This window comes from Sulfurospirillum sp. HTRB-L1 (genome assembly GCF_059415125.1).
Window position 1 is genome coordinate 56,276 of sequence record NZ_JCAHZR010000007.1, and the last position, 14,873, is coordinate 71,148.

Here is a 14,873-nt window from a genome sequence, read left to right on the forward strand (position 1 = left end):
CTAAGAAAGTGAGCCCATGATCCACATCTTTCCCACAAACCGCGCCATTCGCTCTTTTTATGCCACGTTTGCCTCCCAAGACACCTTACTCCCCAAAGCAATGAGCATCGCCGAGTTTTTTAAAAAAGCTTTGGTTGTTGAAGGAAGGGTACAAGCAGAAGAAGAGATGCGCCTCTTGCTGATGCAACAAGCCGTCACCTTTGACGCCTTTGAAGCACTCAATATTCCCCAACATTTCATGGCTTTTGTGAAAAACGCTTCCTACTTGTTTCGTTTTTTTGAAGAGCTTTGTGCGGAAGAAAAAGGGATAGAAGCCCTCGAAGGGGCGGATGTGTACGCCCAATTTAGCGAGCATTTGGCCCTCTTGGCAAAGGTGCGTGAAAATTATGTGAATGCTTTGGAGGCACGGGGATTGTACGATGCCATCACTTTTTCAACCTGCGCCCATGTGGATGAAACCTTTGTGCTTACATGTAAAGAAATTACCCTGCATTTAGAAGGGTATCTTAGCGGGTTTGAATGGCGGATTTTTGAGGAAATTGGGCGGTTAGTTCCCTTACATGTAAGGCTGGTTGCTACGCCTTATAACCACAAAGTTTTGCGTTATGTGCAAGACAAAGGGGTCAAGATAGCCCAAGGAGAAGTGGTGCAAGTAACGCTAGGGTCGTGGGTCTCGCGCGTTGTTGGCGTTGCCCCCTCTTTGCCTCCCCTTAGTGTTTCGCCCCTGCCTTCGCGCAGTTTGCAAGTGGGGTTTGTGTTTGATTCTGTCGCACGCTTTATGCAAGCAGGGCTAAAGCCCGAAGAGATTGCGGTGGTTTTGCCAGATGAGTCTTTTGTCCCATTGTTGCGCTTGTACGACCGCGAATACGTGCTTAATTATGCCATGGGTAAACCCTTTGAAGCCCTTTCTTTCGTGGTGCGTCTTCGTGCCATGCGCCAAGCCATTAGCCAATCAAACCAAGAGAGCAAGCACAGAATCGCGCGCTTGGGGATTGATGAGAGTGCTTTGGAAGGATGGAAAAAAAGGTGGAAAAAACAGGTAGATTTTCCTACCTTTGTTTCCATGGTAGGCACCTTTGAAGAAGAATCGCCCCAAGTAAAAGAACAAGTACACGAAGCGCTTGGGTGTATGGAGCGGGTATTAGTCGCCGCCCCTGCGTTGTCTTTTGCAGAGGTTTTAACCCTTTTCTTGCGCCGCTTAGAGGGCTTGCGGGTGGATGATGTTACAGGCGGCCCTGTGACGGTTATGGGGGTTTTGGAGACGCGTGGCGTGGCGTATCGGGGGGTGATTGTGCCAGATTTTAACGATGACCTTGTGCCAAGACGCAGTGAAAAAGACCTCTTTCTCTCTTCAATCGTGCGTCACCATGCGGGCTTGCCAGATAAAGAAGACAGGGAGCAATTGCAGCGGTATTTTTACCTACGCCTTTTTACCAACGCTTCTTACGTGGCCATTGGGTATGTGTCCAACGAAGCAAAGCTTCCTTCGCGTTTTTTGCACGCCCTTAATGCAACGCAAAAAACCTACGATGGGCACCTTGGGCGCTTGCTTATGCCTTACGTGCCCGCGCGCGCAAGGAAGGAAGAAGAGGTGGAGGTGGTGCATGACCCTTTTGAAAAACCCCTCTCGGCAACGCGCCTAAAAACCCTCCTTACATGTAAGCGTCGGTACTATTACCGCTACGTGCAACACATCGCCGAGCCTTTGCTCCCTGCGGATATTTTAGAACCCATGGAGGTGGGAAAAGCCTTACATGTAAGCTTGGAAAAGGCGTGTGCCCATGGGCAATTTGGCGCTTCTGAGGCGCTTAATACCAAGATTGTGGCACAAGCGGTAGAGGAGGCATTTGGAAAAAGCACCCTGTGGCGCTTGGAAAAAGAGGTCTGGAAAGAACGGCTTAAAAGCTTTTGTGCCAACGAAGCGGAACGTTATCTTGCAGGGTGGCGTCCGTGGAAATTAGAAGAACGGCTTGAGACAACCTTTGGGGGTGTGCGGCTTGAGGGGGCTATTGACCGCATCGACCGCCATGTGGAGGGGGAGCTTGAAGTGCTTGATTATAAAACAGGAACTACCTTAAAAAGTGGCCCAAAAAGCACCCAAAACATGGTGGATTTTCAAATGCAGTTTTATTTTTTACTTGCCTCGACCCTTGGAGAGGTGGTACGCGTGGGGTATTATGATGTCCTGCAAGGGGCGTGTGTGGAGGAGGAAAAGATGGAAGAAAAACTCGCGCAACTTGTGGCGATTTTGGAGGCGCACCGCCATCTTGGCACCTTTGAAAAAACCGAAAAATTGGCACATTGTACCTATTGTCCTTATGTGCATTTGTGTGCAAGGGGGTAGGGGTGGAGCATAAACTTGCCCTTGAGGCTAGCGCAGGAAGCGGAAAGACGTTTGCCCTGAGTGTGCGGTATGTTGCCTTGGTACTACAAGGGGCGCATCCTTCAAGAATCGTTGCCTTGACCTTTACTAAAAAAGCGGCCAATGAGATGAAAGAGCGGGTGAAAAACACCCTAGAACACCTCGAATCCAAGCCCGCCGAATGCGAAGCGTTAAGTGCCTTGCTTGGGTGTGATATTTCTACAGTGCTGGCGTTGCGAGACCGCGCCTTGCCCATTTTTTGGGATGCTGCCCTTGCGATTGAAACCATCGATGCGTACGTGGCGCGGATTTTGCGGAAATTTTCCTTGCACCATGGGATTTTGCCTGATTTTTCCATCGGGGCACAGCCTGATACGGTTGGCCTTTTGGAACATTTTTTAGAAGCAGTAGAACATGCAGGCAAGATGGCGGCATTGGCAAAATTTTCCGCCTTGCTTCGCCTTTCGCGCAACGATGTCTTTGCCTTGTTTACGGTCTTGTATGAAAAAGAGTGCGAATTAGAGCGCCTTTTTTTCCCACCCACCCCTTACCCCAGTGATGCACCCGTGCTTGATGCGGCGGCGAACATCCGTGATTTTTTAGAAAAAGCCAATGCCTCGCCACGTGCGCGTAGTCCTTTTGAGCCTCGTACCCTGAAAGGGTTGCTTGAAAAAAGCTTTTGGGCGAAGGAGAGTTTGGAATACTGGGATTATAAAAAGCTCTTCACGCCCGAACTTGACGTGCTCTTTGAGGCCCTCAAATGTGCTTATGGGATGTATGCACGCGGGCGCGAAGCGTTTTTGCTGGGAGAACTCATGGCCTTGTTTGAGATCTACAAACAGGTGCGCATTAGCCTGGCAAAAGAGCGCAACGAACTCACCTTTACCGATGTCACCAATGGTGTTTACCGCCTTCTCCACCAAGGGCTTGACCGCGAGTTTTTGTATTTTCGTCTTGATGGGATGGTAGAACATTTGTTGATTGATGAATTTCAAGACACCAACGTAGCCCAATACGAGATTTTGGCACCATTGATTGAAGAAATTGTCTCAGGCGTGGGTGTTAAAGCTGCGCGAAGTTTTTTTTACGTGGGGGATGTGAAGCAGTCGATTTACCGGTTTCGGGGTGGTTCACAAGCGTTATTTTATGAGGCGGCGAAGCGTTTTGATGTGTCCGTGGATGCCCTGCGCACCAATTACCGCAGCAAAGAAGCGGTGGTTACCTTTGTTAATGACGTATTTGGTCCACTTCTTCCCCGTTATATTCCCCAAGCAACGCCCAAAAATGCCAAGGGCGGAAGGGTGGAGGTCGTGTGCGTGGAAGACCCTCTAGAAGGCGTAGTAGAGCGCGTGGGCGCACTCTTGGACGCGGGCGTGGATGCTGATGAGATTGCTGTACTTACCCAAACCAATGCGGATGCTACGGAGGTTAAAGAGGCGTTGCAAGAAGCTTACGAGGGCTTACATGTAAGCACCCACAGTACCTTAAAACTCAAAGACATTCCCTCTGTCCAAGCGTTGATTGAATGCGCAAAGTACAGCTATTTTCGTGCTCCTTTGTTTTGGCACACCACCCAAGCCTTAAGCGTGAGCGACGTTCCCGCACGCGTTTTTTCCTTTGACGCGCCCTTGGAGCATGTTTTTTTGAAAATGGTGGAATATTTGGGGTTAGACGGGTCGAGTTTGCCGCTCATCGCCTTTTTGGAAGCGGTGGCTTCTTATGGGGACATTGAGGCGTTTTTGTTTGACTTGGAGCGTTTTGATGTGGAAGCCCCCACGCAAGAACACTTGGGCGTAAAGGTGTTGACGGTGCACAAATCCAAGGGATTGGAGTTTGGTTACGTGGTAGTGTGCGACCGCTTAAAAGGGGAAAACAACCACAGCGACCCGTTGCTCTTTTCCTACACCGACGCGACTTTAGAGACCATTCATTACGTGCAAAAACAGCGCGAACATGTGGATGCCTCTTACGCGCTGGCCAAAGAAAAGGAGAAAACACGCCAAAAAGAAGACCAGCTCAATGCCCATTACGTGGCATTGACGCGGGGGCGCATGGGACTTGTGGTGGTGCAAAAAGCGCAAAAATCTGTGTTTGATGTGTTGGGATTAACCCCAACGTGTCTTGGTGAAATCATCCCTTCTTTGCCCACGTCTAATGCCGCTTTAGCGCCTTCGCGGGTGCCTTTGAGGCTGCACGCTTTAGGGTCTCAAACCAAACCAAAACACGAAGAAGCGGGGGCTTCCATGGAGGCGCGGCTTTTTGGCCAAGTGTTGCACGAAGCCCTTGAATGGATGCCTGCTTTTTCCCTCGCGTGGGTTGAAAAAGCACTGGAGCGTTTAAAACCCCGCTACGGGGGGATTTTGCCAGAAAGTGCATGGCCTGCCTTGTACGGGCGCCTTGAGCGCTTGGTGTGCGATCCGCGTTTTGTGGCGTTGGTGGAGCTTGGTACGGTGCACAAAGAGCAACCTTTGATGTACCAAGGGGAGCAAAAACAAGTGGACGTGTTGGTGGAAAGCGAAGAAAAAATGGTGGTGATTGACTACAAAAGTGGGCGCGGCGGGCAAGAAGCACACAGGCGCCAAGTGGGCTTGTATAAAGAAGCCATCGGGCGCATTACGGGCAAACCTGTGGAAGCGTGGCTTTTTTATGTGGGCGAAGAACAAATCGATGCAATTAACTTATAAAATGCTGAAATTAAGCTAACTATAAGTATATCTTGATTACAATCACGACTCTTAAAACACATTGGCAAAGGCATAACGTATGACAAAAGTAACCAAGCCACATGAAGTAAAACGAGACTGGATTGTGATTGACGCACAAGGCAAGAAATTTGGTCGTATTTTGACCGAAGTTGCTTCGATTCTTCGCGGAAAACACAAACCTTCGTTTACTCCAAATGTTGATTGTGGGGATTATGTAATCATCATCAACGCAAGCAAGGCAGAATTTAGCGGTAATAAACTGGATGCAAAATTGTATCACCGACACTCTGGCTACTTTGGTAGCACTAAAAGCGAAAAAATGGGCGAACTTTTTGCAAATAACCCTGTTAAGCTTTACAAACTCGCAGTACGCGGCATGCTTCCTAAGACAAACCTAGGACGCGATATGCTTAAAAAACTCAAAGTCTATGCAGGTGGCGAACACCCCCATACGGCCCAAGTTAGCTCGGCAGAAGGAAAATAACGATGGCAAAAATTTATGCAACTGGAAAACGAAAATCAGCTGTCGCTAAAGTTTGGGTAAGCCCAGGTAGCGGTAAGATTGTAGTCAATGGCATGGACCTTAACGCGTGGTTAGGTGGACACGAAGCGATTAAACTTAAAGTGGTTCAACCTTTGCTTGTGACCAAGCAAGAAGCGTCTATGGATATCGTCGCTAACACCTTGGGTGGTGGTTATTCTGCACAAGCAGAAGCACTTCGTCACGGTATTTCTAAAGCCCTTGCGTCTATGGATGCGGACTTTAGAGCACTTCTTAAGCCCAAAGGTCTTCTTACTCGCGACTCACGTGTGGTGGAACGTAAGAAATTTGGTAAGCGCAAAGCACGCCGAAGTCCACAGTTTTCTAAACGTTAATCTCAAAAACCTACAAGCCCCATTTTTTGGGGCTTTCTTCTTCTTTTTCTCTCACTTTTTTCCTTACATGTAAACCCCTTCTTGTATCCGTTTGGTAATTATTTCGCGTTACAATCTCCCCCGAAATTACATTTTTCCAAGGAGTTGTTAATGACACTTTTAAAAAGAACGGTACTCGCTGCTGCGGTTGCCGCTGTCGTTGTTGGTGCTGCCCAAGCGCGTGACCAGATTCGTATTGTTGGATCCTCTACGGTGTATCCTTTTTCAAGTTACGTTGCCGAAGAGTTTGGTGCAACTACAGGTAATGCAACCCCTGTTGTTGAATCTACGGGTACAGGCGGCGGGATGAAAATCTTTTGTGCAGGCAGCGATTTAAATACTCCTGATTTCACCAACGCTTCACGCCCTATGAAACTTTCTGAGTTTGAAGAGTGTAAGAAAAATGGTGTTAACAACATTACAGGTGTGGTGATTGGATTTGACGGTATTTCCATTGCACAAAGCAATACGAATCCAAAACTTAACTTAACACTTGAACAAGTCTTTTTGGCACTTGCCGAAGAAGTACCAAGCAAAGATGGCAAAAGCCTTGTAAAAAACCCTTATAAAAAATGGAGTGACATCGACGCTAGCCTTCCTAACCGCGAAATCAAAATGATTGGCGCTCCTACAACCTCAGGAACCCGTGATGCGTTTGATGAGATGGTAATGGAAGTAGCTTCTAAGAAATTTGAAGCTTACGGAAGCCAAAAAGGTAAATACAAAAAAGTACGTACCGATGGCGTGTTCATTCCTGGTGGCGAAAACGACAACTTGATTGTGCAACGTTTAGTGCAAGATAAAGACGCCGTAGGTTACTTTGGCTACAGCTTCTTGGAAGAAAACCACGACAAAATCAGTGGCGTAACCCTTAATGGTGTTGAGCCAAACTTTGAAAACATTGCTAGTGCTAAATACCCTGTTGCACGTAGCCTTTTCTTCTACGCCAAAGCAGACCATTTTAGTAAAGTAAAAGGCATGGACGCGTACCTTGACTTGTTTGTTAGCGATGCGATGATTGGCAACGATGGCGTTTTGAAAACGATCGGCCTTATTCCTATGCCAGCAGAAAACCTTAAAAAATTGCAAGCTTCTGTCAAAGCACGCACTCTTTTAACAGAAGAAATGGTTAAAAAAGGTGTTGTAACTAAGTAATTCTACGCTTACATGTAAAGGGTTTTCCCTTTACATGTAAGGCACTAAAAGGGCAATTCGTGAGTACACAAACACTCTTTCTCATCTTTTTTGGGGGACTTTTCCCGCTTTTGTTTATCGCCTTTGTCATCGGCAAGGGACGGGCCATTGGCATTCGCGCCAAGGGGCTAAAAATGCACTCTCAGCCCGACCAATACGGTTGGTTTGTCACGCTCTACACAGGACTTCCTGCCATCATGGTGGGGGTTGTAGGGGTATTTTTATCTCTTTTTGGAGTCGCCTCCATTCCACCCCTCATGCTCATCGCCGCCGCACTGGGTTTGGCCGCGTTTTCTTTGTACGTTTTAAGCATGAAAATGAACGAACGCACCAAGGCAAGAGACTTGGTGGAAGGGTTTATTAGGGGGTTGTTGCTTTTAGCGGCTTTGGTTTCCATCATCACCACTTTTGGGATTCTTTTTTCCATTGTCTTTGAAGCCTTTCATTTTTTCCAACGGGAAAGTTTTATTAACTTCTTATTTGGCACCACATGGGAGCCAGACACCGCCTTTTTAGAGGGTGCGGGCCGTAGCCATGAAGACGTGGCGGGTGCTAAATTTGGGGCCGTGCCCATTTTTGCTGGTACCTTTTACATCACTGCCATTGCGATGCTAGTCTCGGTGCCCATTGGGTTGCTTTCCGCGATTTACCTCTCCGAATACGCAAGCGACAAAGCGCGCAACCGTATCAAGCCTGCCTTAGAGATTTTGGCAGGGATTCCTACGGTAGTGTACGGCTTTTTTGCTGCCATCACGGTGGCTCCTCTTATCGTGTCGTTTTTTAGCATGCTTGGCATTCGTGCCTCCTTTGAAAGTGCTTTGGGCGCGGGAATCGTGATGGGGATTATGATTATCCCGATTATCGCTTCCCTTTCCGATGATGTAATCAGTTCCGTGCCTAACAACATTCGCAACGGTTCCATGGCCCTAGGGATGAATAAGGCCGAAACCATTAAATTTGTCGTGCTTCCCTCAGCCATGCCTGGCATCATCGCAGCGGTACTACTAGGCATTTCACGGGCCCTTGGTGAGACGATGATTGTGGTCATGGCCGCAGGGTTAAGGCCAAACCTCACGTGGAATCCGCTAGAAGACATGACGACAGTGACGGTGAAAATTGTCGAAGCCATGGTGGGCGACCAAGCGTTTGACAGTTCCCTTACCCTAGCGGCCTTTGCCCTTGGTTTGGTGTTGTTTGTGGTGACGCTCATCATCAACGTGATTTCAGTGTATCTGATTCGCTCGTTTCACAGAAAATACAAAGTATCCAATCTTTAAGGGCAAACGATGCAAAAGAACGACTATTTTTACATTCCGCAAATCGAAAAACGCAACAAAAAAGCGACGCGCTTTAGGCGCATTGCCGCTACGGCATTGGCAACATCTATCGCCTTTTTGGCCTTTTTTCTTTTTGATATGTTTCGTCAAGGGCTTCCTGCCCTAGAGCAAGCCTATGTTAAGGTTGACGTTTCCATCACAGAACGCACCTTGCAAAATCCCTACGCGGAGTTTGACCGAGAGTCGTTGGCGATTATCTCCCGTGCGTGGGTGCGAGGCTTGCCGCAGATGATTGAAAAGCACCCCGAATGGATAGGCACAACCCAAACCTTGTGGGCCCTTGGAGCGGCAGAAACCGACCAATACATGAAAAACAGGCAACACCGTTTGCGGGAAAATCAAATTGAAATGGTCGAAAAGCTTAGGGCTGATGGCAAGGTTGAACTGCGCTTTAACACCATTTTCTTTTTCACAGGGGATTCAAAGATTCCTGAGAATGCGGGCTTTTTCTCGGCTATCATAGGCTCCATCTTAACCATGCTTGTCACCATGGCCATCGCGGTGCCCATTGGCATCATGACGGCGATTTACCTTGAAGAATTCGCTCCTGATAATCGCTTGACGCAAATTATTGAGGTCAATATCAACAACCTTGCGGCCATTCCTTCCATCTTGTTTGGTTTGCTTGGTCTGGCGATTTTCATCAACTTTTTTGGCGTACCGCGCAGTTCGCCGCTGGTGGGCGGGATGACCTTGGCGCTCATGAGTTTGCCTATCATCATCGTTAGCTCCAAAGCCGCGCTTAAATCCGTGCCCGATTCCATCCGTCAAGCGGGATTTGGCTTGGGGTTGACGCGGTGGCAGATTGTCAAAGACCACGTGCTTCCCATGGCGCTTCCTGGCATGCTCACGGGGTCTATTATCGCCCTTGCCCAAGCTATCGGGGAGACGGCACCACTTATCATGGTGGGGATGATAGCCTTTGTGCCTGACGCAGCCACAAACATCTTTCAAGCGGCAACGGTCATGCCTGCACAGATTTATACATGGTCGGGAATGCCTGAGAAGATGTACGTTGAAAAGACCGCAGCGGGCATCTTGGTGCTACTGACTATCTTGCTTTCGCTCAATACCGTCGCAATCTTTTTGCGCCGCAAATACATGAAAAAATGGTAACGAAGGATAAAAGAATGAAGACAGAGGGTTTACATGTAAAGGTACGTTCGCGCGATTTAAAGCTTTGGTATGGTGACAACCAAGCCCTAAAAGGCGTGAACTTAGATATTTTTGAAAAGAAAATTACTGCCTTTATTGGTCCTTCAGGGTGTGGTAAGTCGACGTACTTGCGCTGCTTAAATCGCATGAATGACTTGATTAGTTCGGTGCGCATCGAAGGCAAGGTGGAGATTGATGAGCACGATATTTACGACCCTAGTGTGGACGTGGTGGCGGTGCGCAAGCGCATCGGGATGGTGTTTCAACAACCCAATCCGTTTCCTAAAAGCATTTATGAAAACATTGCCTATGCGCCCTTGATGCATGATATTGTCAAAAAAGGCCCTGAGTGTGATGAGCTTGTAGAAAAAGCCATTAAGAGTGCGGGATTATGGAACGAAGTCAAAGACAAGCTCAAACAACCTGGCACCGCGCTCTCAGGCGGTCAACAACAGCGTTTGTGCATTGCCCGCGCCATTGCGGTGGAACCTGATGTGATTTTGATGGATGAGCCAACTTCCGCGCTTGATCCTATTTCGACACAAATTATTGAAAATTTGATGGTCGAACTCAAGGAAAAATTTACCATCGTGGTGGTAACCCACAACATGCAACAAGCCGCACGGGTGGCCGATTACACCGCCTTTTTCCACTTGGGCGATTTGATTGAATACGGGGAAACAGAACAAATGTTTGTTAACCCTAAAGAAGACAAAACAGAACAGTACATCACCGGTAAATTTGGGTAAATTGTTTTGGCCAAGGAGATTCCTTTGGCCAAAACACCCCCTCCTCCTCCTTTATATTAAATTCCAAAATGCTTAATAAATAATCATCTCAACACCCCCCTTCCACTCCCTCATTGCGTTACAATTTTAAGATTAAAATTGAGATTCCCTATAGAATCTTTTTTTTGGCACCATACCAGAAGGAATACAATGAATAATAAAAATTTGCAAGAACGTAAGTTAAAAGTTTTTGCACGGGGTCAAGGAAATGTTTATCCTGTGTTTGTTAAACGGGCGAAAAACGCCGAATTATGGGATGTAGAGGGAAACCGCTACATTGATTTTGGCACGGGCATTGCCGTGTGCAACACCGGCCACAGCCATCCTAAAATCATTGAAGCGGTTAAGGCACAGATTGAGAATTTTAGCCACACGTGTGTGATGGTTAACCCCTATGAAGTCGCGGTTGAGTTGGCAGAGAAGTTGGTCGCCATTGCCCCGGGTGAGAGTGAAAAAAAAGCTATTTTTGTGACAACAGGCGCCGAAGCGGTTGAAAACTGCATCAAAATCGCAAAAGCCTACACGGGAAGAAGGGGTGTTATCGCCTTTAACGGCGGCTTCCATGGCCGAACCAACTTAACCATGGGCCTTACGGGAAAAATCGCCCCGTATAAAGCGGCATTTGGCCCTTTTCCTTCTGACCTTTACCACTTGCCTTTCCCTTCCGCGCTTACGGACACTACGATTGCAGACACCCTAAAAGCCCTTAAAAATTTGTTTAAAGCAGACATTTTGCCAAGCGATGTGGCTGCTATTATCATTGAACCCATCCAAGGCGAGGGCGGGTTTTACCAAGCTCCTGCTGAACTCTTGCGTGAACTGCGCAGTGTGTGTGATGCCTATGGGATTGTTTTGGTTATCGATGAAATACAAACAGGCTTTGGACGCACGGGAAAAATGTTCAACATCGAATACGCAGGCGTAGAGCCTGATTTGATTACTATGGCCAAAGGCATTGCGGGAGGCTATCCCCTTGCGGCAGTCGTGGGTAAAAAAGAGATTATGGATGCGCCCATTCCTGGTGGCCTTGGAGGAACCTATGGCGGGTCACCTGTGGCGTGCGCCGCGGCATTGGCGGTTCTGGACATCATTAAAGAAGAAGACCTCATCGCCCGTTCAAATGCCATTGGGGCATTGTTTCATGCCCGCTTGTCCGCTTTAAAAGAGCGTTTTCCTCAGCACATTAGCGATGTGCGCAACCAAGGCGCCATGATCGCTATTGAGCTAATGTGCGAGGGTGACCCTGAAAAAGCCAACGTGGATTTGACCAAAACGATTATCGCGAAAGCTCCAGCGTTTGGGTTGATTCTTTTGTCGTGCGGCTTTAATGCCAACGTGATTCGCTTCTTGCCAGCCTTAACCATCAGCGACGCATTAGCGCACGAGGGCTTGGACAAGTTTGACGCATTGTTTGAAAGCATCGTGTAGAAATCCAATAAAGGAGGAATGTTCAATTTTTAAAACAGGTGGTTTTTTATTAAACATTAACATTATCAAAAAAAGGAGAGTATTTTACAATGAATCTATTTTCACAGATTAAAAAAGGGGCAGTAGCAACCTTTGTTATCGCACTATTAGGAGTTATGGCAACCGTAGATACGGCGAAGGCGGCACAACACAATTGGAGATTTTCAAATCTTTATGGACGCGGTACGGCCTTTGGTGAGCTTTATGAAAACCTTGCAAAAGAGATTGAAAAACGAACCGATGGCGCCATCAAGGTGCAAGTGCTTTTCTCGGGAGAAGGTGTTGGAACATCGGGATTGCTTAGTGCTACAAAATCGGGGCTTATTACCATGGGAGCGCCTTTTCAATCCATGCATGCGGGTGAATTGCCTGCGGGTGTTGTAGAGATTGGTTTGCCAGGTGGAACGGATAATCCTGAAGAGTTGCACAAGCTCTTTCACGAAGAAGGGTGGGGCGATATTTTAAAACAAGCCTACGGTTCTCAAGGTCTTGTGTGGCTAGAGCCTTACATCCAGCCTCCTGTGTATATCATCACTAAAAACCCTATTAACTCCGTGAAAGACTTTGAAGGGTTAAAAATTAGAGCACCGGGTGCTTATGGTAGATTTTTAAGAAACCTAGGCGCGTCACCTGTGTCATTGGCTTGGAGTGAGATTTATACCAGTTTAGCAACAGGGGTTATCGACGGGTCTATTGGGAGCAATATGATTGACCACCGCGATGGCAACCATGTTGAAGTGGCCAAGTACATGTACAAATTGCCTCTAGCGGGTGCGCAGGTATTGCCCATCGTTGTTAACAGAGCTGCATGGAACAAATTGTCTGATGAGCATAAAAAAGCGGTCTATGAGGCAACCGTCCAACACGCCAAAGAGCAGTTAGAAATGTCAAAAAAATGGGAACAAGAAGCGGTTGCGCAGATGGAAGCCAAAGGATTGCAATGGAGTCCTGAGCCTTCTGAAGCCGATAAAGCGGCATGGAAAACAGCTGGTGCTGGCTTGTGGGATGAGTACGGGTCCAAAGACACGTACAGCAAACAACTCATTGACGTTCTTCGCAAAACGCAAGCGCAATAGTATCTTAAGATGATTGTCCAATCATTGAAAGGGTTTTGCATAGTGGTTGATGCAATCATTATGTGGCTTGGCAAGGGGGCATCGGCATTGATGCCCTTGCTTGCCTTTGTTGTTGTGTATGAAGTCGCCGCGCGGTATGCGTTTAATGCACCCACTATCTGGGCATACGACCTGTCCCTCTTTTTATTTGGTTATATTTCGGCTTTGGGAGGAGCTTATGCGCAACAGAAAAAATCCCACATCACCGTCGATATTCTTTATTTGTCGGTTTCTCCTAGAGCCAAAAATATTTTTAATCTCATCTCTTACGCGTTAGCCATCTTCTTTTTAGCCATCATTTTTTACATGGGAGTTGAAAAGCTTAAGGAAGCTTTGGAGTATGGATTCCGTCGCCAAAGCGAATGGGCTCCGCCTATGTGGCATTTTTGGCTTATGTTGTGCATCGCGAGCACGTTGTTTATCATGCAATTGGTGAGAGATATGGTGACAGAACTCTATCACTTCATAACAGGTTCGCCACTATTGGAAAAGGAGCTTGCGGATGAGTGTTGAGTTGCTTACGGGTGTTTTGTTGTTTTGTATTTTTATCTTCTTTGCCCTAGGGGCCCCTGTTGGCTTGGCCTTGGGCGGCATCGCGATGGCGGTGGGGTATTGGACGTGGGGAGATGGAATTTTTAATGTCATCCCCACAACGGTGGAGTCAACGTTTTTTAGTTTTATCTTGCTTGCCATCCCTCTTTACATTTACATGGGGCAGATTTTAACCCATGCGGGCATCGGGGATGCGATGTTTCGTGCTAGCCAAATGGCCATTGGAAAGATTCGTGGGTCGTTGGCGATTAGCGTTGTGTTTATTTGCTCTATGATTGGAGCGATGGTGGGCATTATTGGTGCGGGCATTATGAGCTCAGGCAGCATCGCCCTAAAGCCCATGCTAGACGCGGGGTATAACCGCCGTTTGGCGCTAGGGACTATCATGGCAGGGGGTGCGCTGGGTATTCTTATTCCCCCAAGCATTCCTATGATTATGTTTGCTGCGTCTACACAAAACTCGGTGGGACGCATGTTTTTGGGCGCAATGATGCCCGCGTTGGTGACAATTATTTTGTTGGTCTTGTATATTGTGGTAAGTTCTTGGCTTAAGCCTGAAAATGCTCCCTTACTGAGCGAAGGAGTGGCCTTGCCTCCGCTGACCAAGAAGGAAAAAATCCGCGTATTGCGAGATGGGTTTTTGTCCATCGGGCTTATTTTTGTCGTGCTTGGCAGTATTATTAGCGGCATCGCTACACCGACAGAATCGGGCGCACTTGGGGTTGCGGGCGCGATTTTATTGGCCATTTTTTTCAAGCGGTTAAAGTTTGATATGTTTCGGATGGTGGGCATTCAAACAACCCTGTTGGTGAGTGTGGCCATGTGGATTATCTTTGGGGCCTCGGTGTTTAGTAACTTTCACTTGCTCATGGGCATCCAAGGGCTTATTGCGGATTTTACGGGCGGATTGGATTTGCCCCCCATTGCCATCATTCTCATGTTTCAAGTGATTATGCTGTTTTTGGGGTTCATCATTGATGAGTTTATTATTGTCTTGATGTGCGCGCCACTGTTTACGCCCATTGCCGTTTCGTTGGGGTATGATCCGATTTGGTTTGGCGTGTTGATGATTATTAATATTTTAATTGCGGTTCAAACGCCCCCTTATGGGTTTGCCCTCTTTTACCTCAAAGGCATCGCCCCGCCTGATATTGGCATGGGGGAGATTTACAAGTCCGTCACGCCCTTCGTTTTGGTGAATTTGACAGTTTTGATACTGTGTATGCTATTTCCAGAGATTGTTTTGTGGTTACCAAATAAGGTTATGGGGTAGAGGAGGCAGA

General features: G+C 47.5%; 12 protein-coding genes and 1 pseudogene. All 13 read left to right on the plus strand.

Translation table 11 applies throughout. The features are described 5' to 3' along the window. The first annotated feature begins 16 nt into the window (after window positions 1–16). Window positions 17–2,344, plus strand: coding sequence for a PD-(D/E)XK nuclease family protein (locus AC5SLM_RS11520; RefSeq protein ID WP_495251109.1), 2,328 nt, complete (start codon window positions 17–19; stop codon window positions 2,342–2,344). Between the two features lie 2 nt (window positions 2,345–2,346). Further along, the gene (locus AC5SLM_RS11525) at window positions 2,347–5,046 is read left to right on the plus strand and encodes a RecB-like helicase (protein ID WP_495251110.1); all 2,700 of its coding nucleotides are present in this window, start codon (window positions 2,347–2,349) and stop codon (window positions 5,044–5,046) included. Window positions 5,047–5,125: 79 nt separating this feature from the next. After that, entirely contained in the window at window positions 5,126–5,551 is a 426-nt protein-coding gene (rplM, locus tag AC5SLM_RS11530) for a 50S ribosomal protein L13 (RefSeq protein WP_495251111.1), read from the plus strand. 2 nt (window positions 5,552–5,553) lie between these two features. Beyond that, the gene (gene rpsI / locus AC5SLM_RS11535; RefSeq protein ID WP_495251112.1) at window positions 5,554–5,943 is read left to right on the plus strand and encodes a 30S ribosomal protein S9; all 390 of its coding nucleotides are present in this window, start codon (window positions 5,554–5,556) and stop codon (window positions 5,941–5,943) included. Window positions 5,944–6,093: 150 nt separating this feature from the next. Beyond that, window positions 6,094–7,137, plus strand: coding sequence for a substrate-binding domain-containing protein (locus AC5SLM_RS11540; RefSeq protein ID WP_495251113.1), 1,044 nt, complete (start codon window positions 6,094–6,096; stop codon window positions 7,135–7,137). A gap of 59 nt (window positions 7,138–7,196) precedes the next feature. Beyond that, window positions 7,197–7,376, plus strand: a pseudogene (locus AC5SLM_RS11545) (phosphate ABC transporter permease family protein); the annotation flags it as partial. A gap of 117 nt (window positions 7,377–7,493) precedes the next feature. Continuing rightward, on the plus strand, window positions 7,494–8,453 hold the full coding sequence (gene pstC / locus AC5SLM_RS11550; RefSeq protein WP_495251176.1) for a phosphate ABC transporter permease subunit PstC: 960 nt from the start codon (window positions 7,494–7,496) through the stop codon (window positions 8,451–8,453). Window positions 8,454–8,462: 9 nt separating this feature from the next. Beyond that, on the plus strand, window positions 8,463–9,629 hold the full coding sequence (gene pstA / locus AC5SLM_RS11555) for a phosphate ABC transporter permease PstA (RefSeq protein WP_495251114.1): 1,167 nt from the start codon (window positions 8,463–8,465) through the stop codon (window positions 9,627–9,629). A gap of 14 nt (window positions 9,630–9,643) precedes the next feature. After that, window positions 9,644–10,417, plus strand: coding sequence for a phosphate ABC transporter ATP-binding protein PstB (gene pstB / locus AC5SLM_RS11560; RefSeq protein WP_495251115.1), 774 nt, complete (start codon window positions 9,644–9,646; stop codon window positions 10,415–10,417). A gap of 189 nt (window positions 10,418–10,606) precedes the next feature. Beyond that, a complete protein-coding gene (gabT, locus tag AC5SLM_RS11565) occupies window positions 10,607–11,884 on the plus strand; it encodes a 4-aminobutyrate--2-oxoglutarate transaminase (protein WP_495251116.1) in 1,278 nt (425 codons plus the stop codon). 89 nt (window positions 11,885–11,973) lie between these two features. Then, window positions 11,974–12,999: a TRAP transporter substrate-binding protein gene (locus AC5SLM_RS11570; RefSeq protein WP_495251117.1), complete on the plus strand. Its 1,026-nt coding sequence runs from the start codon at window positions 11,974–11,976 to the stop codon at window positions 12,997–12,999. 42 nt (window positions 13,000–13,041) lie between these two features. Next, window positions 13,042–13,551, plus strand: coding sequence for a TRAP transporter small permease subunit (locus tag AC5SLM_RS11575; RefSeq protein WP_495251118.1), 510 nt, complete (start codon window positions 13,042–13,044; stop codon window positions 13,549–13,551). Continuing rightward, a complete protein-coding gene (locus AC5SLM_RS11580; protein ID WP_495251119.1) occupies window positions 13,541–14,863 on the plus strand; it encodes a TRAP transporter large permease in 1,323 nt (440 codons plus the stop codon). Before AC5SLM_RS11575 ends, AC5SLM_RS11580 begins: the two co-directional genes overlap by 11 nt. Window positions 14,864–14,873: the final 10 nt, after the last annotated feature.

What these genes read in the sequence shown, in the direction of transcription:
- pstB (WP_495251115.1), top strand. Translation starts at nt 9,644, where the DNA reads ATGAAGACAGAGGGTTTACATGTAAAGGTACGTTCGCGCGATTTAAAG.
- AC5SLM_RS11580 (WP_495251119.1), top strand. Translation starts at nt 13,541, where the DNA reads ATGAGTGTTGAGTTGCTTACGGGTGTTTTGTTGTTTTGTATTTTTATC.
- AC5SLM_RS11540 (WP_495251113.1), top strand. Translation starts at nt 6,094, where the DNA reads ATGACACTTTTAAAAAGAACGGTACTCGCTGCTGCGGTTGCCGCTGTC.
- AC5SLM_RS11570 (WP_495251117.1), top strand. Translation starts at nt 11,974, where the DNA reads ATGAATCTATTTTCACAGATTAAAAAAGGGGCAGTAGCAACCTTTGTT.
- AC5SLM_RS11520 (WP_495251109.1), top strand. Translation starts at nt 17, where the DNA reads ATGATCCACATCTTTCCCACAAACCGCGCCATTCGCTCTTTTTATGCC.
- pstA (WP_495251114.1), top strand. Translation starts at nt 8,463, where the DNA reads ATGCAAAAGAACGACTATTTTTACATTCCGCAAATCGAAAAACGCAAC.
- rpsI (WP_495251112.1), top strand. Translation starts at nt 5,554, where the DNA reads ATGGCAAAAATTTATGCAACTGGAAAACGAAAATCAGCTGTCGCTAAA.
- pstC (WP_495251176.1), top strand. Translation starts at nt 7,494, where the DNA reads ATGAACGAACGCACCAAGGCAAGAGACTTGGTGGAAGGGTTTATTAGG.
- rplM (WP_495251111.1), top strand. Translation starts at nt 5,126, where the DNA reads ATGACAAAAGTAACCAAGCCACATGAAGTAAAACGAGACTGGATTGTG.
- gabT (WP_495251116.1), top strand. Translation starts at nt 10,607, where the DNA reads ATGAATAATAAAAATTTGCAAGAACGTAAGTTAAAAGTTTTTGCACGG.